The organism is Candidatus Thorarchaeota archaeon (genome assembly GCA_013388835.1).
Taxonomy (GTDB): Archaea; Asgardarchaeota; Thorarchaeia; order Thorarchaeales; family Thorarchaeaceae; genus JACAEL01.
Map to the genome: position 1 here is coordinate 70408 of JACAEL010000071.1, position 24437 is coordinate 94844.

The 24437-nt window shown below is 55.1% G+C and carries 22 protein-coding genes; 17 read left to right on the top strand and 5 right to left on the bottom strand.

Annotation, left to right across the window (positions count from 1 at the left end):
• Positions 1-8: 8 nt before the first annotated feature.
• A complete protein-coding gene (locus tag HXY34_11955) occupies positions 9-1169 on the top strand; it encodes an ABC transporter ATP-binding protein (protein ID NWF96846.1) in 1161 nt (386 codons plus the stop codon).
• Here the strand turns inward: HXY34_11955 and tgtA are convergent.
• Positions 1147-3177, bottom strand: coding sequence for a tRNA guanosine(15) transglycosylase TgtA (gene tgtA, locus HXY34_11960; GenBank protein NWF96847.1), 2031 nt, complete (start codon positions 3175-3177; stop codon positions 1147-1149). The two genes, HXY34_11955 and tgtA, sit on opposite strands and share 23 nt — an antisense overlap.
• 58 nt (positions 3178-3235) lie before the next feature.
• Here tgtA and hflX point away from each other — a divergent pair, with 58 nt between their 5' ends.
• From hflX to larC, 9 genes are all read left to right on the top strand, one after another.
• Entirely contained in the window at positions 3236-4525 is a 1290-nt protein-coding gene (hflX, locus tag HXY34_11965) for a GTPase HflX (protein ID NWF96848.1), read from the top strand.
• Positions 4526-4603: 78 nt separating this feature from the next.
• Positions 4604-5260: a methylenetetrahydrofolate reductase C-terminal domain-containing protein gene (locus tag HXY34_11970; GenBank protein NWF96849.1), complete on the top strand. Its 657-nt coding sequence runs from the start codon at positions 4604-4606 to the stop codon at positions 5258-5260.
• Between the two features lie 423 nt (positions 5261-5683).
• Entirely contained in the window at positions 5684-6616 is a 933-nt protein-coding gene (locus tag HXY34_11975) for a methylenetetrahydrofolate reductase (GenBank protein ID NWF96850.1), read from the top strand.
• A 4-nt stretch (positions 6617-6620) separates the two neighbouring features.
• On the top strand, positions 6621-7538 hold the full coding sequence (locus HXY34_11980; GenBank protein NWF96851.1) for a hypothetical protein: 918 nt from the start codon (positions 6621-6623) through the stop codon (positions 7536-7538).
• An 11-nt stretch (positions 7539-7549) separates the two neighbouring features.
• Positions 7550-8248 (top strand): tetrahydromethanopterin S-methyltransferase subunit A, encoded by a 699-nt coding sequence (locus tag HXY34_11985; protein NWF96852.1) that lies wholly within the window; start codon positions 7550-7552, stop codon positions 8246-8248.
• A 2-nt stretch (positions 8249-8250) separates the two neighbouring features.
• Positions 8251-9186, top strand: a complete 936-nt coding sequence (gene mtrH, locus HXY34_11990; GenBank protein NWF96853.1) for a tetrahydromethanopterin S-methyltransferase subunit H — start codon at positions 8251-8253, stop codon at positions 9184-9186.
• Position 9187: 1 nt separating this feature from the next.
• Entirely contained in the window at positions 9188-10642 is a 1455-nt protein-coding gene (locus HXY34_11995) for a methanogenesis marker 14 protein (protein NWF96854.1), read from the top strand.
• A 56-nt stretch (positions 10643-10698) separates the two neighbouring features.
• Positions 10699-11487 carry a coenzyme F420-0:L-glutamate ligase gene (gene cofE / locus HXY34_12000; protein NWF96855.1) on the top strand — a complete coding sequence of 263 codons (789 nt, stop codon included), beginning with the start codon at positions 10699-10701 and terminating at the stop codon, positions 11485-11487.
• Positions 11488-11731: 244 nt separating this feature from the next.
• Positions 11732-13090, top strand: coding sequence for a nickel pincer cofactor biosynthesis protein LarC (larC, locus tag HXY34_12005; GenBank protein NWF96856.1), 1359 nt, complete (start codon positions 11732-11734; stop codon positions 13088-13090).
• On the opposite strand, the gene HXY34_12010 is transcribed toward larC, so the two are convergent.
• On the bottom strand, positions 13091-15367 hold the full coding sequence (locus HXY34_12010) for a hypothetical protein (protein ID NWF96857.1): 2277 nt from the start codon (positions 15365-15367) through the stop codon (positions 13091-13093).
• The gene (locus tag HXY34_12015) at positions 15324-15857 is read right to left on the bottom strand and encodes a hypothetical protein (protein NWF96858.1); all 534 of its coding nucleotides are present in this window, start codon (positions 15855-15857) and stop codon (positions 15324-15326) included. Before HXY34_12015 ends, HXY34_12010 begins: the two co-directional genes overlap by 44 nt.
• A gap of 239 nt (positions 15858-16096) precedes the next feature.
• Here HXY34_12015 and HXY34_12020 point away from each other — a divergent pair, with 239 nt between their 5' ends.
• A complete protein-coding gene (locus HXY34_12020) occupies positions 16097-16633 on the top strand; it encodes a GTP-binding protein (GenBank protein ID NWF96859.1) in 537 nt (178 codons plus the stop codon).
• A 141-nt stretch (positions 16634-16774) separates the two neighbouring features.
• The gene (locus HXY34_12025; protein ID NWF96860.1) at positions 16775-17911 is read left to right on the top strand and encodes a WD40 repeat domain-containing protein; all 1137 of its coding nucleotides are present in this window, start codon (positions 16775-16777) and stop codon (positions 17909-17911) included.
• Here HXY34_12025 and HXY34_12030 read toward each other — a convergent pair.
• Positions 17908-18441 carry a GTP-binding protein gene (locus HXY34_12030; GenBank protein NWF96861.1) on the bottom strand — a complete coding sequence of 178 codons (534 nt, stop codon included), beginning with the start codon at positions 18439-18441 and terminating at the stop codon, positions 17908-17910. The two genes, HXY34_12025 and HXY34_12030, sit on opposite strands and share 4 nt — an antisense overlap.
• A 151-nt stretch (positions 18442-18592) precedes the next feature.
• On the opposite strand from HXY34_12030, the gene HXY34_12035 reads away from it, so the two are divergent.
• From HXY34_12035 to HXY34_12055, 5 genes are all read left to right on the top strand, one after another.
• Positions 18593-18982, top strand: a complete 390-nt coding sequence (locus tag HXY34_12035) for a hypothetical protein (protein NWF96862.1) — start codon at positions 18593-18595, stop codon at positions 18980-18982.
• A gap of 103 nt (positions 18983-19085) precedes the next feature.
• On the top strand, positions 19086-19415 hold the full coding sequence (locus HXY34_12040; GenBank protein NWF96863.1) for a thioredoxin family protein: 330 nt from the start codon (positions 19086-19088) through the stop codon (positions 19413-19415).
• Complete coding sequence (locus HXY34_12045; GenBank protein NWF96864.1) at positions 19412-20155, top strand: AAA family ATPase; 744 nt, start codon at positions 19412-19414, stop codon at positions 20153-20155. Before HXY34_12040 ends, HXY34_12045 begins: the two co-directional genes overlap by 4 nt.
• A gap of 27 nt (positions 20156-20182) precedes the next feature.
• A complete protein-coding gene (locus HXY34_12050; protein NWF96865.1) occupies positions 20183-20890 on the top strand; it encodes a hypothetical protein in 708 nt (235 codons plus the stop codon).
• Positions 20891-20951: 61 nt separating this feature from the next.
• The gene (locus HXY34_12055; GenBank protein NWF96866.1) at positions 20952-23252 is read left to right on the top strand and encodes a hypothetical protein; all 2301 of its coding nucleotides are present in this window, start codon (positions 20952-20954) and stop codon (positions 23250-23252) included.
• 199 nt (positions 23253-23451) lie between these two features.
• On the opposite strand, the gene HXY34_12060 is transcribed toward HXY34_12055, so the two are convergent.
• Positions 23452-24437, bottom strand: a 986-nt coding sequence (locus tag HXY34_12060; GenBank protein ID NWF96867.1) for a hypothetical protein, incomplete at its 5' end; no start/stop codon positions are given.

Consider the following 24437-nt stretch of genomic DNA (forward strand, 5'->3'; position numbering starts at 1 on the left):
TGCTAGAGATGGTAGAGATTCGCTTGGAGAACTTGAGAAAGACCTTTGGTGAGGTGGTCGCCACTGATGAGGTCAACATGACCCTACATGAGGGAGAGCTCTCGACGCTGCTCGGTCCCTCTGGCTGCGGCAAGACCACCCTGCTTCGGATCATTGCAGGGTTCTACTATCCGGACCACGGCAAGGTATACTTTGATGACCGCGATGTCACTCTGGTCCCGCCACACAAACGCAACACGGGGATGTGCTTCCAGAACTACGCTTTGTGGCCACACATGTCGGTGTTCGATAACGTGGCCTTTGGACTCAAGCTCAAACGTGTCAATGGCATGAAGTACACGCGGGCTGCCATTGAGAAGCGTGTCATGAACGCACTGAGTCTTGTCCGAATGGAGGGGCTTGAGAATCGTCACATCCATCAGCTGTCAGGCGGGCAACAGCAGAGAGTAGCACTGGCCAGAGCACTGGTCATCGAACCTGACGTGCTCCTCCTAGACGAGCCCTTGTCCAATCTCGACGCCAAACTGAGGAACGAGATGCGCGAGGAGATAATCCGTATCCACAGAGAGTTGTCAATCACCACTGTGTATGTTACGCATGACCAGCATGAAGCCCTGAGTATCTCCGACAGAGTCGCTGTGATGGACAAGGGATATGTTCAGCAGTTCGGAACGCCCAAGGAGATCTATACGATCCCCCAGACCATCTTCGTCGCTGACTTCATCGGACGCTGTACGTTCATCAAGGGCACGATTTCAGGGATTGACGACTATCTGGAGGTCAGGATTTCCAGTGGCTCCGTTCTGACTGGCAAGGCGACCATTAACGGCTATCCATTCGAGATGGGCGAGGAGGTCGTGTGTGCGATTCGCCCCGAGGCGCTCAACCTGACTCTCGCGGACCATGCTGACAATGAGATCACTGGTGTTGTCACACGGACCATCTATGTTGGGGATTCGCTTGAGGCGTACTTTGACGTGGGTGGCACCCCAGCCCAAGCGCTCTTGAAACCCGAGTCCAAAGTCAAGGTCGGGGACACAATCCGTCTGTATGCACCGCGTCAGGAGGTAATGGTTCTGCCGATGGGTGGTGTGGATGCTCTGAGAAAGGTCCCAGGCCACCCGCTCTTCACGCCTAGCGGCACCTCTACTGCCTCAAGTAGTGCCTGATGCTGACCGCCACCCCTCTCCTAAAGGCCCTCATTCCCCTGCCGCTCAGAAGCGCCTTTCCCACACCGAGCAAAACCCCTCTCGTGTCAGTCACAAGCACCTCCTCGCCGGGCCGAAGCTCCGGATCTGCATAGTGGATGAATCTCGCCAAGGCCGACTTGCCCTCCGCAACGAACTCCACGGCGTCGTCCTCGACTGCAACGATGTATCGTCTGTCCAGCCCTGCCTTGAGCATTGCGCTTCCACCCAGAAAGGTGGGGGTGAGCAGTCCTGTGTTGGGCACAAGTGTGAAGAGAACTCCCTCCTCAGAGTGTATCTGCCTTATCTTCCCGGTGGACCTTGAGACACTGATGCGAAAGTTCTCTGGGTGGAGTCTGTTCAGGTCGAGTGACCACTGATATGCAAAGACCGCCTTCAGTAGCCGTGTTTCCCACGGTGCAGGGTCATGTGTGTGGTCGGGTATCAACGATGCAGCCTCCGAGACACTATCGACAGAGTGGACGTGCGTCTTATCCAACACATCCCTGACAGAGTCTGTTGGTGTCCTTCTGGAAAGCCAGATTATTCTGTCATACTCTGTTTTGTCGATGAGTCTTCGGACTCTGTGAGCAGCGACACTGATTGTCTCGTGGTCAATTGTCTCCGGAAACACTGATTGCTGAGCTGGATGCACCTGCCCCAGTTCCCAGGGGACAACTCCTATCGGTGTCACGAAGTGGAGTAGCACATCTTCTGGTGCGACTCCGAGGACAAGCTTCAGCACATCCGGAGCGCTTTCATGGAATGGTCTGTCGCCTAGATGGGGCACGAGCACAACCGTCTTGGTCTTCACGTACGGATACCGTTCAATAATCCTTGAGTGGAATCTCTCGAATACGGGATGCTTTGCCGTTTCACAGCCGGTGTAGAAGACCGACACACCCGTACCGACTGGGTCTTCTCTCTCAATCTGCTCTCCGTGGTCTAGCAGAACGTGAAGCGCCTCCAGGAGTCTGGGGTGGGCCCGGGCCCTCTTTGAAGCCAGTTCAAGCAGCCGTCCCTCAGAGATGGCCTGTCGCACCGTGCGCATCTCGGCTGCTGTCACATATAGGTTATGCCGCATGAGAGCAAGGTCCCTCTCTGGCTTCTCCATTGTGCTCAGTTCTTGGACTGAAGTGCTGGAGCACACGGGGCAGGGACAGGTAAGCTCTCGGAGATCCTTCAAATGCACGCTGCCATCTGGCAGCATCATTCTGCCATCCTGAGCGAACTTCGCATATGAGGCCGAGTCGAAGAGGTCGCACCCCAGCAGAGTGGCGAAGGGGAGGAACATCGGATGCCCACAGCCGAACAGATGGACTGGTCTGTTGAGCGGAAGGTGCCTCTTCGCAGCCAGTGTTGCTCGCACGACATCTGCGTAGCGGTACTGCTCCATCATCGGAACGACCCCGCCGACAGGATGGACTTCGAAGTCAAGCTTGGCCATCTCAATTGCGGAGCGTTCTCGGAGGTCCGGAAAGACACCTCCCTGCACTGTGCCGGCGAGCATCATCTCGCCCTTCTCGTGCACGGACGCTGCTGCTCGTTCGAGTGACACTCGTACGTCTTCCTCAACCTTCTGTCGACCTACGTCCAGTGCAGAGAACACATCGAGTATCGTGCCTATGTCTGACCCTATCGCCCGTTGGAATCGGACTATCTCGAGGTGGTCAATCTCGTTCTCCGGAAGTGCATGGAAGTACATCTGGAATGTGCCGGAATCGGTCATTATCGGGCCGTCAAAGTCAAGAAGTGCATGCACCCCCTCGCTCAATGCTCTCTCTCTGAACTCGGCCCTTGACTTGATGATGTAGGAGTTCGTTATCACCATCTCGAAGCCGTATTGATGTCGAAGTTCCTTAGGAGATATGGCGGTCTTGCCCGGATGGACCACCGGCATGATGAGCGGTGTGGTCACTGCCCCGTGCCCTGTGGACAGCCTACCCAGTCTGGCCAGGCCATCACACGCTTTCACTTCGAACTGATCCATGCGCTATCGCGATGACTCACTTCGAACTCTTTAAGACAGTATGCGTCCGCCTGCGCCCGTGGATGACACAAGAGCTCTCCTTGTTCAGCGACGACGCAGGTCTGAGCCTGACCTTCTGGACGAATTCCAAGCTCTGGCTAGCACAGCCGGCTACACAGTGGTTGGCAGGTTCGATATTGTCGGTGGGCCCCACTCAAGATTCGGTATAAGCTCCGGCAAGGTAGACGAGATTCGCATCTGGATCGATGCCAATGACGTCGATGTTGTGTTGTTCTCACCGGGGCTTCTATCCTCTCAGATGTTCCGTCTCATTGAGGCATGGAAGACTGAAGTGCGCGATAGGGCACAGTTGGTCCTGGAGATATTTGACAAGCACGCCCAGACGGTACAGGCGAAGCTCCAGATTGAACACGCTCGGCTCAGATATGAGCTGCCCTTCATCAAACACCAGCTGAGAATGAGGCTGCAGAGGGAGCACACAGGTGCCAGGCCCGTTGGAGAACAGATTGGTGCAGGCGAGGACCTTCTCAATCTACGAATGATTGAGATTCGAAGGAGAATCGCGCTAATCAATTCCAAGTTGGAGGAGATATCGCGGTCCCAAGAGCTGGTGAGGAAGCGGCGTTCGGACAAGGGAGTCTTTGAAGTGACAATCGCAGGATACACCAACGCAGGCAAGAGCACGCTCCACAACGCGCTCACTGGCTCAGGCGTCGAGATTGCAGACCAGTTGTTCACAACACTTGCGACCAAGTCTTCAGAGATTCGAGTGCACGGACGCCGGCTCGTAATCTCAGACTCGGTCGGTTTCATTAGCGACCTGCCAAGCGCTCTGCTGAAGGCCTTCAACACAACACTCATGGAGCTTGCCGACACGGACCTGATTCTGCTTGTGGTGGACGGGTCAGACCAACCAAGCGAAATCCGGAGGAAGACGCTCTCCTGCCTTGACACATTCCGGAATATTGGTGTCAACTCGTTTGCCATCGTGGCGGCCTTGAACAAGACCGATTTGATTAGGCCTCAGGAGCTGGCCGAGAGAGTATCTGCACTGCAGGAGTTGGTCTCATGTGTTGTGCCAATCTCCGCTGCCAAGCGCACGAATCTAGAGGAGCTCCTTGATGCGATTGATCGAAACCTACCTGTTATGAGTCCATACGCGCTTCTGCTTCCGTATGGAGACCTGAGCATGTCCCTTCTCTCATGGATACACCATGTTGGGCTTGTAGAGTCCGAGTCATATGCCGAGGATGGCATTCAGGTCATTGCTCGGTTCGATCAGGCCTCCGCCGAGCGGCTGGTAAAGATCCTCCCAGCAGGTTCAGTCAGAAGAGTCACGCAGGAGTGAGCCATCTCAATCTATGTATCGCCTAATGCGATAGCCTTTTGACAAGTCCCTCATGCCTCCTACTGAGTGTGACACGTCTTGATAGTCATGGAGCTGAAGTCTGCCGACGACATCCTGTCAATGCTCGAGGGCAAACAGAGGATTGTACTATTTGGTGACTCTGGCTGCGCGCAGCTATGCGATGTGGGTGGCATTCTCCAGCTGGAGGACATGGAGGACCTCTTGCGGGCCCATGGGAAGGAGGTCTTAGGCTATGTCTTCGTTGAGGGCGGGATTTGCGACATGAACGCCCTTCGGCAGGCTGTCGCGGAGAGCAGCGCAATAATCAGACAGGCTGATGCTCTGTTGGTGCAGGCCTGCGGCGTCGCCACTCAGACACTCACACAGCTCCTGCCCGATAAGGAGTCCTTCCCTGCCACAGACTCGGAGTTCCTCGGCAATATGCCCGAGCGACACCATCACTACGAACAGTGTGCTCTCTGTGGTGAGTGCATCCTTCATCTCACAGGCGGTATCTGCCCGATTGCTAGGTGTGCCAAGGGCATATTGAACGGGCCCTGCGGCGGTTCTGTGGACGGTAAGTGTGAGAGAGACAGGAATACCGACTGCGTGTGGCAATTGATATACGAGCGGCTCAAGTCCCTTGGGAAGCTCGAGAACATCAGGCGCATCTGGGAGATAAAGGACTGGAGCAAGGCAAAGGGTCCACGGGCAGTGGTCCATCTTGAGGAGTAAATGCACAGGGCGCGTGGAGAAGTTCATCCCGATGTCCAGCTCACCTGAGCGACAATGCCCTCACGTACTGCTCTGTAGACTCATCCACTCGTATGTCTGGTGTGAGCGCACCGTTACATCATGCGGGACATAGGTCCTACGCGGACTGCTTCTTGGCCACTCAAGTGTTCCTGACGCGGTCAATGGTCTGCGTGACACATTGCATGGCTTCTGGATTCCTAGCCATCTAGTTCCTTGCAGTGGTCGGTCTGGCCGTTACCACAGTTGCCATAGTTCTCTACATGACACTCAGGTCACCGAACACGACTCACATCTCGTAGATGTCGGTCCCATGACCTCCAGTCACGAGTCATGCATTGGGAAAGCTGATAAGCAGACCGCCTGAGGAACCGACAGACAGGCTATCAGGAGAAGACCGAACTCGTGCTCAGTCACTTTCAATCTCTGCTTGAGCGGGGCGACTTTGTCGTGACCGGTGAGGTGGGTCCCCCGCACGGTACAGACCACTCCTTAGTGACTGAGCGGGTCCGGGTCGTGATGGACCACTGTGATGCAGTCAATATAACCGACAACGTTCGTGGTATTCCCACAATGAGCAGCATGGTGTGTGCACACTTCGTACTCAGGGCCGGAGCCGAACCCATTATGCAAATGTCGACAAGAGACCGCAACAGGGTGCTCTTTCAAAGCGATCTCTACGGGGCGTATGCTCTCGGCGTCAGAAACGTGATGTTTGTCACTGGTGACCACACACTGTTGGGCACTCATCCCCAGACGAAGATGGTGTACGACATTGACTCAGTGCAGGCTCTTCAGATTGCCAGTCACCTGATGACCGGACGTGACTTGGCCGGCACTGAGCTGGAGGGCACTCCTCAGCTATTCATAGGTGCCACCTTCAATCCATATGCTGATCCGATGGAGGTCCAAGCATGGCGCGTGGAGAAGAAGCAGTCTGCAGGCGCGCGGTTCTTTCAGACCCAGGCCATATACGACACGGACAGGTTTCGAGATTTCATGGGCCTCATAGAGGGTATTGACGCGAGTGTCCTTGCTGGTATCATACCACTGAAGAGCGCAAAGATGGCACGGTTCATGAACGACAGGATTCCCGGAATCAAGATACCTTCCGAGGTGATTGAGCGGCTCGAGTGCTCGGGTGACGGCCTTCACGGCGACGAGAAGCGAGAAGCGATGAAGCGCACAGGCATCACCATTGCTCTGGAGACAATACGAGAGGTCCGCTCGGTCAAAGGAGTTAACGGCATTCACATAATGGGTGTTGGCTGGGAGGATTGCATTCCGGAGCTTGTCAGAGGGTCGGGCCTGTATCCGCGGCCTGTGAGAGGTGAATGACGACATGCTGGTGTTCAAGAGAGAGCAACAGGTCTTCGACTTCAGTGGGGTCCGCATCGGCGGTCAACCGGGTCAGCATCCAACCGTCCTTGTTGGAGGGCTGTTCTTCAAGGGCCAGCCCATTGTCGAGAGTACAAAGGATGGCACCTTCAACAAAGAGATGGCTCGCGAGTGGGTCCAGACCGGGGTCGACATGGTGAACAGGACAGGACACCCTCTGATAATCCAGGCGTTTGGAAGAACACCCCTTGCGATGGAGAAACACCTCTCATGGCTCTCTGAGGCTTTCGATGGGCCGTTCATGTTCGAGTCAACAAGCGCAGACGCGCGGGTGCGGGCAATCGAGTACTGCTGTGAGACCGGCTTGGCAGAGCGGGCAATCTACAACTCCATCAACATGTCCATGAAGGAGGACGAGAAAGCGCTCCTGAGAGAGAGCTCAATTGACAAGGCTGTGGTCCTTGGCTGGGCCCCTCGTGCAACGTCACTCGTCGACCGCATGGCAGTAATAGAGAAGATGGTTGCAGAGGCAGAGCAACTGGGCATCACAAGGCTCATGGTGGACCCGGCAACACTACCCGTCGGTGCGGGCTACGGGCTAGAATACCGCACGCTCTTGGCTATCAAGTCACAGCTGGGTCTCCCAACCTGTCTGGGACCGCACAACGCACCATCGGCGTGGAGGTTCATACGAGAGCCTGGTTTCGACGACGAGGGGACACATCTTGCTGCCGTTGTTGCAGCCACGGTCAATGCACAGGTGTATGCCTGTGACTGCATCATGTACGGCTCAATGCTGCGTACCAAGCAGGTGTTTGCTGCGGTTGCCCTGACTGGAAATGCCATTGCGTCGGCTGCCGCCGAGACCAATGAGGCTCTGGGACTAGACCGTGAGCTCTTCGACCCACCGACATTCGAGTGAGGGATGCACTGATGGTTCACAAAGACCGTGAGCAGCGCTGGCCACCGGTACCGGGCGACTTTGAAGTCAAGGACCCGAGTGCAAGCGTGGCTGTGTGCACCCTTGGCAAGAAGTTCGATGTCCCAGCCAAGTATGCAATAATCGGGACCTGCAAGACCGAGAACATCGGCATTGAGCGGATGATTGCCAACGTCATATCAAACCCCTCCATACGGTTCTTTGTGTTGGCTGGTCCTGAGGTGCCGGGGCATCGTACCGGTGCTTCAGTGAGAGCACTGTACCGCAATGGTGTGGACCCTGACACGCGTCGCATTCGGGAGGCCGAGGGCGCCATCCCGTACATTGAGAACGTCCCTGTCGAGGCCGTGGAGCGTTTCAGACAGCAAGTGGAACTCGTTGACATGCTGAACGTGTCCGACCCTGAGAAGATAGCGGCAACGGTGGATGAACTGCTCTCACGACAAGTTCATCCGTTCTCTGCCGAGCCCATGTGGGTCACCTTCAGGGCCTCCAGAGAGAAGACAAAACAACGTATGGTCAGTGGTGATGTCTATGTTCTTCCCGAGTACGGTGTTGCGCTCGAACCAGACAGCGGACTGGTTCAGAGACGTCAGTCGCTTGTCATGGTGACGCGTCATCCGTCGTTAGTGGGGGTTGAACTCAGACACAGTGATGAAGGCGGGACTCTACTGTCTGTAAGGGAGGTCTAGTCATGTACTTCTTCGAGAGAGAACAGTACATCTACAACATCGCCGGCGTCCGCATCGGTGGCGTAAGAGGCGAGACCCCAACTGTTCTGGTTGGAACGATATTCTACAGTGGTGACAAGGTGGTCGCGGACCACAAGAAGGGTTTGTTTGACAGAGACGCCGCCCGACGGCAGATTGAGGAACAGGACCGGGTCTCAGAGGTCACAGGCAATCCCGCGATGGTTCAGGTCTTTGCCGAGTCGTCTGCGGCAATGGTCCGTTACATCGACTTTGTCTCTGATGCTACCAGCTCACCGTTTCTCATCGATTCGACAGACGCTCAGGTCCGGCTGGATGGGCTCCGGCATTGCCAAGAGACTGGCCTCCTAGACCGAGCCGTATACAACAGCATCAACGCCTCAGTGACGGATGAAGAGATCCGGGGACTTGAAGAGACTCGACCTCAGAGTGCCATCATACTGGCCTTCAATCCGCACGACTCCACGATTGCTGGAAGACGGGCTGTACTGGAGCAACCGGTCTCGGGTAGGGACAAGGGCTTGCTGGAACTGGCCCGAGAGTTGGGTGTGACGAAACCCCTTGTGGATACGGCAACAACTGCCATCGGTGCTGGAGCCGGCACATCCATTTCCTTCATCATGGTCGCCAAGACTCTCTACGGTCAGCCTACTGGCTCAGGTGTACACAATGCTCCCACATCATGGCCGTGGCTGAGGGCTTACAAGAAGACTGACAGAGACGCATATGAGGCCTGTGACACCGCATCTCCACTCCTCGTTCAGGCCATGGGCGGAGACTTTGTTCTCTACGGCCCAATCAGCAACGCACGCAGGGTCTTCCCTGTGGTCGCAATGGCTGACGTATTCGCAGCCGAGTCAGCAAGCATGGAGTTTGGGCTCACACCCGAGGAGAACCACCCGTTTCGAAAGCTCCTGTAGTCTGCGAGGTGGTCTGGTGAACTTCCAATTCATCCGTCCGCGAAGCATAGGGGTTTCATCTCTGCGCGGAAAGCCCTACTACACTGTGGCCTCGGTTGAGCTCGGCAATACGACCACGAAGTGCATTCTGATGACGACAAACCTTCAGACCGCTGAGGTCTTCGAGCTCGCCAAGGAGGTCAGGATGACCCGTTCCGTGCGCCCTCCAAGAGTTGGCGAGCAGGTCTTTGGCAAGACTCTGGTCGGTGTGGAACTGACGCGCGAGGCGGTGACTGATCTGGTCCGTGACGTGATTCTAGCAGCGGTGGCCAGTGCCAGAATTGACTTGAAGACCGACGTTCACTTCGTTGTGAGATCGACCGGTGTCACTGCCGGCTTCTCCACACCTGAGGAGGTGGATGAGTTGGTGCGTGCTCTTGCGGAGGGATGTCTTCAGGCTGGAGCACCAACCCGGTCAATGACCGCCGCAATGAGTGAAGACGCTCTTCCCCCCTCATTGAGAGACTATACTTGGCTGAGAAAGGTCTACTTCGATGGGGCCATCGCAAGTAGTCTTCCGCCGTCTACAACAGAGATAGTGGCCAATGAGATGGAGGGGGAACTCGTCACGGCTGGGATAAAGGGAGCCGTCAAAGGCTCAGGTATGGACTTTCGTAACCCTGTGATGACCCTAGACTTCGGTACAACTCTTGCTGGCCGCGTGACGGACAACTCCTACCCCTATGCGCGTACCATTGGTTCCTTTGCGGGTCTCGCAGGTGCTATCCCTGATGCTATAGTCCGAGGTTCAGGACTCGTCAGTCGCGAAGACGGCTGTGCACTCGACCTGCCAAATACACCCTCCACATTTCGTGTGGCCGTCGATTCTGAGTGGGTGGAGTCAGCCGAGCGCATGATCCGGGTTGAGCCTGTGCCCGTAGGAGTGAATCGGTTTGGAACAGTCCCTGTCAACCCTAAGGCTGCTGCGGAGGCCGGTGTCACCATGATTGGTGTGGATGTGGGCACGGACGGCTCTGACCTCTGCAGACTTGAGGAACTCGGGGCGGCCATAATGGCTGAGCATGACTCAAGGTATCTACTTGCCGTTGTGGACCTCGTTCAGACTGCAACGGTACAGCGCATTGTCACCCTTGCGTCCCAGAACGGGCTGGTGATGCAAGACACTTCACTCGGGATAACGGGTCGTGCTGCCACGACTGGTAGAAAGCCCGAGCTCATCGCAGGCTCACTGAGACTGCCTGACGGGACAAAGTGGACCGACAGTCATCAGCTTGTGTTTGTCGAGGACGGACTCGCCATTGGTGCCGCTGTTGCCGCCCGGTGCATGAACTCGATGGGTACTGTGGAGCATCCGATGGGCGGCAGGAGAGGTGACAGGTGCATAATGGCCGCGCGAATGAAGCTTCAGTCCGACAGACAGTCTGGGACTCGACACGATGCAGGTTCGGACGCTTGAATCTCATACCGATAGGTTTTATCGCCCCAACGCCCCCGTCGCTTCGGGGATAGCGCATGCTTGTGATTCCAATAAGGACTAGGATAATCACCCCCGAGGATGACATCCTTGACGTGCTTGTGGATGCTCTCACCGCATCTGGAGAGCAGCTTCGAGATCGAGACATCCTCGTAATTGCTGAGACCCCCCTCGGGACAACTGAGGGAACAATTGTCAAGCTCTCAGACGTTCAGGTCTCCCCTGAGGCCAACAGACTCGCTGGGAAATACGAGTTGATTCCTGCTGTGGCCGAACTCGTGTTACGCGAGGCCGACGAGATTCTTGGCGGAATCCCTCATGTCCTCCTCACAATCAAGAATAACACACTGATGGCAAATGCAGGTGTTGACAAGTCGAACAGTCCTCCGGGTACTGCCACGCTGCTCCCCAGAGACCCAAAGGCCAGTGCCGCTCGCATTCGTGAGCAAGTACGAGTCAGATATGGAAAGGACATTGCTGTGATGATAATCGACAGCAGGACACAGCCGCTTCGGCTCGGAAACATAGGAATGGCACTTGGCGTGGCCGGCTTTCGTCCGGTTGCAGATGATCGTGGGCGCAAGGACCTGTTTGGAAATGTGCTCAGAATCACCCGACGCGGAGTTGCAGACAATCTTGCCTCTGCTGCGACAGCCCTCATGGGCGAGTCTGATGAGGCAACACCTGCGGTCATCATAAGGGATGCGCCCGTCGAGTTTGTAGACCAGGCCTTTGACTACTCTGAGATGTGGATAAGTCCGCGTGAGTGCATGTACATGGCAATCTTTGAGCAGTGGCGACGAGATGGTCCGGCAAGCAGAGTCTAGTGGTATGCATGCTGGGCGCACACGCACAGAGCTGCTGTGTGCTCTCTTCGAGGCTTGAGAGCGTGCCTCGTCCGCAGAAGTGACCCCGGTCTTCGGAGGGTCTGACTGCGCGACGACAGGCGCCGGACCGATGATTTGTACTCACAACGTTATTTAAGCGGCCAGCGTGGGAGTGGTTCAAATGCGCACGTACCGATAGTACCATAACCCCCAGTAAGGGTTTTCACCCGGCCACCAAGGAGTAGTGAAGACATCAGTGCCAGACAGCTCAGTGCTGATAGACGTAAGCGCGGCAGGCGCCTCGGGAGATATGTTCCTGTCCGCACTAATTGACCTTCTAGGCGACGACCAGGCTCTCGTGCCTGTCGCGGCAAGTCTCCTCATCTATGACCCTGCTCTCAGAGTAAGGGTGATCTCAGGTGCTTCAGGTGCCGGGTCGGGGAAGCGTCTTGAGATTGCTCGAGACAACCAGCTTCGACTGTCACCTGTCTCGATGCATGGCATAGTGAAGACTGTGAGCGAGGAACTAGAGCTGTCTTCCACTGCGAAGACGCTGTCAGACAGGGCTCTCTCCATACTGCTTGAGGCTGAGTCAAGAGTTCACGATACACCGCTGGAGAGCCTCCATCTTCACGAGACTGGTACCATTGACACGATACTCGACATTGTTGGCACCATGTACTTGCTCGAGCGTGCTGGTCTGCTCGGTCGGGCGAGATTCCTCTCCACCAAGGTCGCTGTTGGCAGTGGAAGCATACATACGGAACACGGTGACCTCGAGGTCCCTGTTCCCGCTGTGGCAGAGATTCTTGTATCTCACGACGTGCCATTCCACACCGGCGACGCAAAGACGGAGGTCCTGACCCCAACTGGTGCAGCGATACTTGTCACGTTAGCCAATGAGTACCTGGAGTCTGCTGATGGCTTCATAGCGCGAAAGCAGGGCCTGGGCTTTGGAAGCCGTACGCTTGGGACCGTGCCGAACGCGATGCGAATCCTGATTGGAGAAAGGGCACCTGCGACTGAGCCTCCCACCGAGGTCGCTCCGCCCTCGAAGAGCGAGGCAAAGGCAGAAGCCCGCAAGCCGCTTCCAGCCGAACAACAGGCAGGTCAGAGAATGGAGGTCCTCGACTCCTGGGCCGACGATGAGGTTGTTGTTATCGAGGCGAATGTGGATGATGTCGATGGGGAGGTCATGGGCAACCTCTTTGATACCCTTCTGGTCGAGGGACTTGCCTATGATGTGGTCATGATTCCCGCCTTTGGAAAGAAGAACCGACCTTGCTTCGTGGTCAAGGTGATTGCCCCTAAGGCTGGTCTCAAAAGTGTTGCTGCGGTGATGATTCGGAACCTTGGCACACTTGGAATCCGTTACACTACTTGGCAACGACTGAAGGCCACTCGTGAGATTGTCGTGTGCAGGCTTGAGATTGATGACAAGGAGTACATGGTCCGCGTCAAGGTGGCACGTGGACTGGATGGCAGTGTGATATCCATCAAGCCGGAGGCTGACGATGTACTCAAGATATCTGCGGAGACCGGCATTCCTGTGCGAGAGTTGAAGCCGCGCATTGCTATGCAAGCCCACGCAGTCACCGAGTAGTCAGTCGGGTGGTACAGCACTCGCTAGTGACTCATACGAGTCAAGTTCTTGCGAGTCAATGAGTTGGGCGGGTATCAGACTCTCAAAAGCTCTGACGCAGAGTATGGCATATGCATGTGAGTCATACCGGGTCGCTGGGTCTAGGAGTTCCAAGGCCCTGACACGTCTGTTTGGATTCATTGAGTCGGGCTCTGTCAGTATATACCTCACCTTCTGTCCGGCACACAGCTCTCTGCCTGCTGTGACGAGCTGCCGTGCCACCACTGACGCCCTGGATGTAGTACGGTACTCGTGAGGCATTCTCGTCAGTCTGGAATGTAGTACGAGGTCTCTGATGTCAACATCCCCCTCCAAGAGCCCGTCGATGAAGTCCCTGCATACTTCCCATGCCGATGGTATCATTTTGATGAACTCCCTTCGGTCCTTCGCTCGAGCAAGGGTCTTGATCATCTCCTTTTGGCAGTCTCCCACGTACAGACATGTGTCCCTCCTTCTCGTCTCTATTCCTCGTGTCCTTATTGATCCGTTCAGATACACACCGTAATAGCGGTTCATGGGTGATATTGAACTATGAATACGCGAGGAGGGGATCACCATCCAGCGGTATGTCCCTTTGAGTGACATTTCAATGCCAACTGCGCCACTGACGGCCCTGCAGAACTCCTGCACTCTGTCGTAGTCCGGCTTCTCTGCAGACCTGAGCCAGAGTGAGTCAACAATGCCATGAATCACCTCAAAGCCCATGCTCTCTCCAATTGCCTGTGTCGTGAGCAGTACATCTCGTGCAAAGGCAGTGACCGCAGTATGCGCCTCTACTCTGCCGAACCTTGCGTTCCTGAATCCCAGATATCCAAAGCATGAGACGAGCACTCCCTTGAGTGTGTTCTGCATCAACTCGTACTTCCGGGACTCTCTCCCCTGTGCAATAGCTCTCTTGAAGGCAGCTCTCTTCCTGACTACGAGTTCCAGCGACTCTGCTACAATTCCTCTCCTGCGATTGCAGATCCTAAGGTCCACCCCGGGGACATCTATACAGTACTTGTAGTCGTGGGGACACTCTATCCTTGCACAGACCGTTTCCGGGCTGATATTGCGTGTGACCATGAGTGTTGGATACATCGACGCGAAGTCGCACTCTATGACGCTATCATATACGTCGGGCTCGGGCTGCAGTATGAGTCCCCCTCTATCAATTGCGGCAAGAGCGGTCATCGTCTTTAGGAACTCCGGATTACGTTTCACCGGTGGTATGAGGATACCTCTCTTGTATGCGGTATAATACTGAACTGCTGCATTGATGGATCCAATCGACATTCGTGCGACTCTCTGGGGCTGCACAAGAGCCAGTCTGCAGCCCTCAATAATACCCTCTAGTCCTGAGGGCGAATAGTACAGGCTCTCTGCCCTGTCAATGTGAATTCTGCCATTGAACATGACTTGATTGCCTGCTCTGAAGACGACTTGGTTGTACTGCCAGAATGACTGGTGCTCTCTGTGTGTCACGCTCAGCGGAGTGCCATCTCTTGAGAAGACAAGTACCACGCCGTTGACCTTGCATCGTAGTGAGAGGTATCTGAAGAGGTCCTCGTCACCACCCCTTGTGACTATGATGTCCGGGTCTATCGTGTCAATGAGCCGCTGAAGGTGAAGCAGGGTCTCTCTCTCATCCTCCTCCTGAACCACAATGGTCTTCTTTCGGTGGTGGACCTCAATGTGGTGTATTGGGTCCTCGTCTCTTGGAAACAGACCCTTGGTGTCTACGAAGACTTCAATCTGCATCTCTTCCAGTTCGGGTGTCTCGTACTCCGTGTCCTCACGTCGGTCAAGGCACTTGATCTTTGTAATCTCCTCTCCCCTCATTTCCACCTCTACACGTCCGAATGGGAAGACCTCTTCCGCTATGAAGAACTGCTGCACCGGATTGATGTCAGCATGATAGACTGTGACACCGGGAATCTGTTCCAAGTCTCGTGCAAGTTCGTGAAATGAGTTCAGTCTTGTGAATACCTCTAGGACATCACTCGGATGGTCATCGTATACCGATAGATACTTGCGCACCGCTTCGACCCGTGTCACTGCTTCGTGTTCCATTATTGCGTGACGGAAACTGTCCCTCTCTCTCTCACCACTGCCGAGTAGACCTGTGCTCACAAAGACTGATGGTTGAAAACCTCGGTAGACGCAACCGCGTGTCTGTCCATTTGACTTGATCCACAGTGTCAGTGCATCTCTGTCACGGTCTATGCTCGCATCCAAGAGCCACCCTTGCACCATCATCTTGTGCATTCTCCTTAGTGGTCCCCTCAAGCACGCCTATCCTTCGCTGGAGCTCCTCTATCTCCCGCAGTAGTTCCAGCATTGCAGACAGAAGCACGACCTCGGTGACCCGCGGCGTGACAATCATTGAACCCGCGTCGCCAGACATCCTCGCATACTCGAATATTCTGTCCATGAGTTCTCTCTTAGATGGCCTGAGCGTTCGCCTGAAGTCCTTCCAGCGTTCCTCCTCTATGTCAAGGGCATCTCTGAAAGTCCGGGCAGTACGACCCATTGTTCGGTTCTCTTCCAATTGCTCTTCATGCATACTGCTGGGCTTGTCCGAACCCGTCATCCATAGATGGGCTGGTCGGGTGAGCACTGGTATGCAGACAGGGCTCGTCTTGCTCACACCATTTGACGAGACCGCCACACACCAGTACGACAAGTCCGCACAGGTGTCTGGCTTCTGAATACGACCGTCGCTGGTATGACCTGTACTCTTCATCATGCGCGTCAGCAGTATTCCCCTTTGTTTCCCGTCTGTGTACTGCCTGTGGAACACTCCCGAGGGGGAGTCCTCCCCGAAACTAAGGTGCTTCAGACGCCCCGCTCGTCACTCCAGTCACCTTTTTCTTCTCTGGAATGCATTCGCCTAACACTCAAATAGCGGAAGTGTAAAATAGCCGAGCAGATTAGTTGCTTCGCCGGTGGTCAGAGATGGTCACAGCGCTCTTTAAGGTGGTTTTAATGGGTGACGGATCGGTTGGAAAGACCTCGCTCCGTCGAACCTACATGGGAGAGGGTTTCAGAGCCAACTACATGATCACCATCGGTGCAGACTTTGCCGTCAAGAAGATGGTCCTCGAAGGCGGACATGAAGTCAGTATACAGATTTGGGATCTCGCTGGACAAGAGCACTTCAAGAGTGTGCGCTCCACCTTCTACAAGGGCGCCCAGGGAGCCCTCGCCGTCTACTCAACGGTGGAGCGGAGTTCCTTCACCAATCTCTCCAACTGGCTCGAAGAATGCTGGCACAACGCTGGCAAGATGATTCCAGTCGTCGTGATTGGGAACAAGATTGACCTGCGGGAGCAGTTCAAGGACAATCCGGTCATGAAACAGACAATGGTCACCACTGAGGAGGGCAAGGGCCTCGCAGAACAGATTCGAAAGAAGGGTGCACACGCATCATTCCTTGAGACCTCTGCGAAGACAGGGCACAATGTTGAGGCAGCCTTCCTCGAACTGGCAATCAAGATTCTTGAGGCTGGCGGCATGGCCTAGAGCGGCCATGATGTTGTCTGAGAACTCCCACCGAACGTAGTGACAGTGAGTAGACCTCCTCGAGAACCTCCACAGTTGTACAGTAGTGCGCACTCACAAGGCTTTTAGAGTACGTTTCAAGGGGAAGCAGTGTAGTTTCGGGTGTCAAAGTTGGAGCAGAAGGAACTCACACTCTTCTTGAAGCCGAAGGTGTTGAAGCCCGCGGCACAGAGCGCCGATCAGATCACTCGGAGATTGGCCATGAACAAGATAGGTCGGATGATAGCCGCAGCGCATCAGGACCGGACGATTCGGCTCTACGACGTGCGTAACGGAGAGGAGATTCAGCGTCTGAAGGATGACTATCTCTGTACATCGATGGCCTTCTCTCCGAGAGGTGACATTCTCGCGAGTGGTGGCGTGGACCGCATACTGAAGTTCTGGGACATACGCACTGGGGAGTGCATCGCACGTCTTGAGGGTCACTCGTACCCTGTCTTGTCCATCGCATTCTCTCCGGACGGCTCCCGTGTGGTCACGTCGAGTGGTGATACCACCATGATTGTCTGGGACGTGGGCAGCCGTTCGAAGACACATCAGTTGCGAGGACATTCGCTCTACGTGGTCTCCTGTGACTGGGACCCGCGCGGTGACAGAATAGTCTCCGGTGGGGTTGACGGAATCATCGGTCTCTGGGACGCGAAGACTGGGAATAAGACTCAGTGGATAAAGGAGCATCGCACTGCAGTTCACTCGGTGCGCTTCTCGACCGATGGAGCCAAGGTGGTCTCCACGTCTTCCGACCTCTCCGCTATTGTCTGGGATGCCACCGGACCTGAGCTCAAGATGATTCAGACACTTCGAGGCCACTCAGAGGAGGTACGGACGGCCTCGTTCAGCAGCGACGGCAGCATGATTGCCTCGGGGTCGAGTGACAAGTGCATCTATGTGTGGATGGGTTCGCCTTACGCGATTAGTGGGGAGGGCAAGACGACAAGCGAGGTTGATGGGATCGAGTGGTTTCCTGACCAGAGTTCGTTTGTCAGCTGCGAGGGGAGCGGGGCCATCATACGCTGGGATGTGGTTCAAATGGAGTCCATGCTCCAACCGTTCAGGGCTCTTCTCAGGGAGATTGAGGCCGACTCCCAGATGCTGCGACGCGAGGAGTTGACAAGGGCACTTGACGAACTGAGGGGGCAATATGACCCAGAGGTCCTTCAGGACCGGCAAGTCTTCTACCTCATATGGCAGTGCAAGAAAGCGCTCGGTCTATTGAAAGGAAAACCGAAGGAGGACTAGATTGCTTTCTTTGCCTCTTCAATCATAACCCTGCACAGTTTCACAAACGAGTCCTCGACATTCTCCCCGGTGAGAGCACTCGACTCCACGTAGAGTGAGCCAATCCTCTTGGCGTACTCCTCTCCCTCCTGTGTCGTGACCACTCTGCTGCCCTCCAGATCCACCTTATTGGCCACAACCACCATGGGCACATCCCTACCCAGACTTGCCCGAGCCTCCTCCCTCCAGCGGTCCAGATTGAGAAAGGTGCGTCTTCGTGTGACATCAAAGACGAGGAGTCCTCCCCTCGCTCCCCTGTAGAATGACTGTCTCACAACCTCGAACCTGGGCTGACCTGCAAGGTCCCACACCTGTAGCGTCACATTGGCATTGATATCAGGTACTTGTAGTCTCTTCACAGAGAAGTCTGAGCCGATTGTGCGCTTGTAGTCGGCATCAAAGTGGTCCTGTGTGAACCTGGTAGTGAGTGCGGTCTTACCCACTGCGCCGTCCCCAAGCATGATTATCTTGAACCGGTACTCAGCTGTCACAGGTGTCACATCCTGAATGTGAGCAGATGAGGTCGCACCCTTAAATCTATGGTCCCCATCGCTTCCTCGACAAGTCCGGGGCTGTGACATCATCATTTAATAGGCGAATGCGCAAACGGAATGGCAGTCCTAACAGGGAGCGTTTCAATGCATGGAGAGGCCTGACTATGCTTCACTCACTGATATCCTCGAAGACATGAACAGGGAGGGTGGGTATCATGCCTCGATTCTCGCACGACAGGATGGAGGTTTTCTGATTGCGTCTGCAGTCTCACCGACGACAAATCGTGACCTTGTCGCCGCCATGGCTGGCTACTTGGTCGATACTAGCGAACGCGTGAAGAAGGAGCTCTCTCTGGGTGACATCCGTGACATCTCGGTGAGGTGCACAGCCGGCAAGATGGTAGTGAAGACCATCACCACCGATGGCAGTGACACGTTTCTTCTGGCAGTCCTCATGCCTCGGAACATAAGATACCACTCCCGGCCTCTCGGCAAAGCTGCGACACGGATTAAGAATCTACTGCGTTACAAGCGATAGAGCTGGTTCGAGTGCGTCTGGTGAGAACATGGACTACTCAAAACATTCAAGAGAGCCCATCCAATAGAGAGCCCGCACCAAACACACATCGGAGAACGCCTGCTTGGAAGACACATCTCAGACGACCACCGCTGAGGGCTCGAATCGGCCATCTTCTGTGATTGAGATAGTGTTTTTCAAGTCGGACACATGCGGTTTCTGTTTCAGAGCAGAGGAAGTACTGCATGAGTTCCTTTCAACGCTAGACCCCAAGATGTTTATGATAAAAGTCATCAATGTAAGTCAACAACCTGAAGCGGCCGAAGCGTATGGCGTGCTTGCTGTGCCCACCATAATGATTGGTAGTATGTCATTGACAGGTATTCCGGAACCTGACGTCATGATGAAGATGATACTCGGACATCGACTGTCCAAGAAGGGATCTGTAGAATGAGCGGACAAGATATCGATCGGGTTAAGACAGGCATTCCCGGTCTGGACGAGCTAGTGGAAGGCGGCTTTCCACGCGGTGACACCATACTTGTGGCCGGGAAGCCGGGTACAGGCAAGAGCATCTTGGCCACGCAGTTCCTGTATCGTGGAGCGGTTGAATACGGAGAACCAGGCGTACTCGTGACGCTGGAGGAACCTCCTCATCTCATCAAGCGCAACATGCTCAGGTTTGGCATGAATCTAAGCAAGCTTGAACAAGAGAATATGCTTGGCATTGTTGACCTCTCTCCGGCAAAGCCACCATCTGTCACAGTGGTCGAGTACCCAAGTTTCGACTTGTCCGGTCTTGAAGCCATCATCCTGAATCGAATCAACAAGATTCACGCTCGCAGGGTGGTCATCGATACACTCTCCATAATGGCTTACAAGTTCAGAAGTCGTGACATACTACGGGAGGAGTTCTTCAAACTGTGTGCGCATATCACCGGGACAGGCGCGACTCTCCTACTTACAAGTGAGATTCCTGCCCAAGAGACCGGCCTTGGCGTCTTTGACATCGAGGCTTTTCTCGCCTCAGGAGTCATTGTGCTATACAACGAGAAGATCAGTGACACATCACGGTCACGGTCAATAGAGGTGCTGAAGCTCCGTGGCTCGAAGCACAGTTCACGAATTCACTCCATGAGAATCACAGACGAGGGCATTCGCGTCTGGCCTGGCGAGATTGGACCCGGCAGCTAGAATAGGGGGCGCAGCTGAAACGTGAGTATGGACAGGTCCCAAGGAACAACACCACAGCAGTTCCAGTTCAAGGCATATCCCATGATTGGGGACTTGGTTCAGTTTGGACAGCTCACACAGATATCAATCATGGTTGTCGGTGAGGTTGGTTCAGGCAAGACGACGTACGCAGAGGCCTTTCTTGCTGAGGGGCTTACCTTGGGCTTTCCTGCAGTGTTTGTCACGACCGATGTCTCTCCGAGAGTCATCCGCAACGACATGAGCCGGCATGGATGGCCTGTTGAGGAATATGAACGCGAGGGCAGATTCGTCTTTATTGATGGATACTCGGAGCGGATGGGCGCCCCCAAGGGTGGTGTAGCACACTCGCTGTCAAAGCTGGACGACACCAGTGAGCTGGGCATCGTGCTGTCGGAAGTACTTGATAAGATGGTAGCCGCTAGGGTTGTAATCGACAGTCTCTCAACCCTGATACTGAACTCAAACCCTGCGAACATTCCGCGTGCGGTACAGAGACTCAGTGGCAGGCTCACTCAGAACTCACACAGCATAATGTACATTCTTGAGGATGGCGTTCACGACGACAAGACGTATGCCACCTTCTCGTATCTCACTGACGCTGTTCTGCGCTTCAAGTTCGATGACTTGGGTCCCAAGGTCACCTACTCCCTTCGGGTCGAGCGTATGCGGGGAACAGAAACCTCTCGTGCATGGAGAGAGTTCGTGCTTGAATAGCTGTGAAAGCTTTTAACTGGGAGTCAGCCGAATTCTGCAGTACTTGAGAGGAGTTGCAGCCTTGGACTCCCGTATCATTTCAACACTGAGAGAGATTCTGTGTTCATCTATCTCCTTGGATGATGGTCTCTCTGCTATCCAGAACGTGGCGCGTTCCGTTCCCGACGATATAGACCTGATATTTGAAGTGGCTCGTGCTATTGAAGAGATCATACTCCGCAGACCGGGGCTTGCCAATATCAAACTCACGGAGTTGATTGTGCGGCTCTCCTTCAGCGAAGACCGCACCATGCCAGAGCTCATCTCTCTCCTAGACACACGATTCACCAACGCTCATCGTCGCTCCGAGACCGAGATTCTGCCTGATATAGACGCCATTCCTGTCCTACTTGACATTCTCGGAGAGCTCGGTAGTGCAATGTCCACCGCTCTCCGCCACAACCTGCGCCCTCTGCTACAGTTTCTGACAGACGAGACTCTGCTCACACTTGAGGCCATATATGAACGTGACCACCCTCAGTCAACCCGTCTGGCTATCCACGAGGTCCACTATCTGACTTATCTGCTGATGGAGGAGGGCCTATTTGACTGTGCTGAGGCTTTGCTGAACAGAGTGGTCGATATTGCCAGGGAGATGAAGATGGACGAGGTCGCTGTCAGCACTGCGCTCGACCTGGCAGCTGTCCAGACTGAACTGGGAATCCACAGTCAGGCGCGGGTGATACTACAGGGTCTGGAGCGCTCCAAGGTTGTGATGGACAGCCCTGAGCTCACAGCTCTCGTCACACTCCAGCAGGCTATCAACGAGACACGGGACGACTCTGTAGACCATACGGTAGCACGCGCCCTGTCTCGGAAGGCAATTCAATTCTATTCCGAAGCCATATCACGCGGAAAGTTACACCCGTGCCAGCTGGGTATTGCTCAGCTTACAATAGGCTCCAACATACTTGCCAATGGGTGGCGGGAGGCAGTCCCGGAAGCCATTCAGATGCTGGAAGCGTCTCTTGCTACGTTTGAGTCATTGGAGTCTCGCCGGGCCGAGGATGACCTCCATGTCTACAACTGTCTGGTTGGTCTGGGGCTGGCACATGGACTCCTCGGCGACCACGACAACATTGCTATCTCTGTTCAGTACATGGAGCGGGCCAAGGCAACGCTTCAGCAAGTTGACCGTACGGTGTACGACCCTACCCCTGAGGAGGCACAGTGCGATAACACACTCGGGTGGATCTGTCTGTTCACCGAGTCTGACGAGTTCTGGTCTGCGGGTGTCAAAGCATTTCAGAGAGCGATTGAGACTCGAGAGCGGCTTCTTCTCGAGGGACGTGTGTCAACGATTGAGCTTCTTGGAAGCAGACTGGGCCTGTCTCTCTCGGCTCTGAGGGACTCGAGAGTGCCCGTGTCAGCCAGTCTGATGGACCAGCTACGCGATACCCTTGCACAATACATGCAGCTCTTTCCAACGGACTCGCGTGCGCTCATTGAGATTGGCATTGCATTGTACAACGTAGTCTGGCTCGTGCTTCGTCACGGTGTTGTACTTCCTGACCGACTGAAGAGCCTTCTAGAGGACATTGATGGGATGCTGGAAGACCTTGACCCATCGCATCGGTCGCCCTTCCTGAGCGGTGCGCTCCTTGTCATCCCTCTCATGAACTCCCAGTGGACTGCTCTCCGAAGGAGAGCGGCCTCCGTGGCTTCCAGTGACTCACAGTTCTCGAAAGTCGGCATGCTGATGGAGGCTCTGGCCCTGGGGAAGTTGAATACTCAGGCCACCAGCCCTGAGGTCGCCCAGGATGTGGTTTATCCAGCAGTGTCTGCGGTTGCGGAGGTAGACGAGATGCTCGCAAAGTACTGGTCAGGACACGCAATACTGTCTCGGACAGTCCGGCAGTTCTACCACAACAGAAACTACTCGGAGCTGGCCACAGGGCTCTACAGAGCCGCATTGGAGTTCTTCGCTACAGACAAGGTCTCATCGCAGCTCACAGAGTCCTCGGAGTTCATCAGGGCGACGTCGCTGTCAATTGCGAAGGTCCTTCTGCGGTTCTCTACCGCTCTTGAGAGCCACTATGAGGCTATCATCAGCGAGGCGCGGTCTTCCCAGGCGCTCGACGCCGTTTCCGATGAATCTGACTATCTACTGTCCGAAGACTGGATTGGGCTGATCAAGATAACGAATGCATACCTTCAGATGATTGAAGAGGCCGAACCTCTCAGAGCTCAACCGTATCTCAATGCAGTGTTCTCCAACCTGACAAGAGCGCTGAGGATGATGGATGGTGTGGCGATGGTTGACAGGCGCGTACTGGCATATCTGGGGCAGGAGATGAGCCGACGCTTCTATCTCAGGGCGTAGGCGCCCACGGGTCTCGCAGCAGCTGCCCGGAAGTTGGACGACCTCAGACACACACACTGCATGATGCTCGTGTTCCCGTGTGTGCACTCGCAGAAACAGAGGTCGACTTGCCTGTTCAACTGACTTCTTCTCTAGGAGTGCCCTCCCCGGTCCAGTGTCTTCGGACAGACACGACCCCTGCTCACTTCCCGTACCCAACTCACCCATTGCCCAAAGGCCTGTATTCACCAGGTCTTGCTCCCCATGTGGCCCATCCTGACGTTGCGGTGCGGAGTTCATTGGCCAGTCCGAAGGACTCGCTCACAGGCAACTCAGCCTCAATCCGATAGAGTGTTCTCTCCGAGTCCATCTCAAGCACTCGTCCCTTTCTCCTCATCAGGATTGCAGTGACTGTGCCAACGTGCTCCTCTGGGCTGCTGATCTCAAGTCTGGCCCATGGCTGAACCAACTCTGGTTGTCCACCACAGATACTGGCTCTTATCGCATCCAGCAGGGGTTGGGTGATGTCTCTCCATGACATCTCTTCCGACTCCAGTCGAACTTCCGCGGACTCGATGATGACCGTCACGCCGCGCATCCTCTCGCCTCTCTTTGGTCCCCTGTTGATGGCGGTTCTGAAGGCCTCTCTCACCCATTGTGCCTCCTGGGACTTGGGGTCAATCGTGCCTGTGGAGTCGATCAGGTGGCAGTCTGACCTCGGTTCGGAGTCTAACACATTGCCCGTGTGTCCTGACAGGTCTGGGCGCGATAACACCGCACGCGCACTGAATCGGCTGGTCTCTGGACCGCCACCCTCGCAGAGTGGGCCATCTCTTGTCATCTGTTCCTTGATCACCACCACTGGACGTCCAAGCTGAATCTCGACACCAATCCTCCTCAGCTTCTCAGTTGCTATCTCAATGTGAAGCTCCCCTGCTCCCGACAGTAGCATCTCTCCAGTGTCAGGGTTTACGGTGAACTCCAGAGCCGGGTCGCTTCTCACGAAGTCCATTATGGGCTTCTGAATAGTGCTGAGGTCTCTGAGCATCTTTGGCTCGACAGTGTAGGTCACAACGGGCTCAGTCGGCATCTGTAGTCTGTCAAGCGGCTCCATCCCGTGCAGCTCCGGGGCCACCAGAGTATCGCCTGCAAGAACGTCTGCAAGACCCGTGATGAAAGCGAGGTTGCCAGCTGGCACCTCGTCAA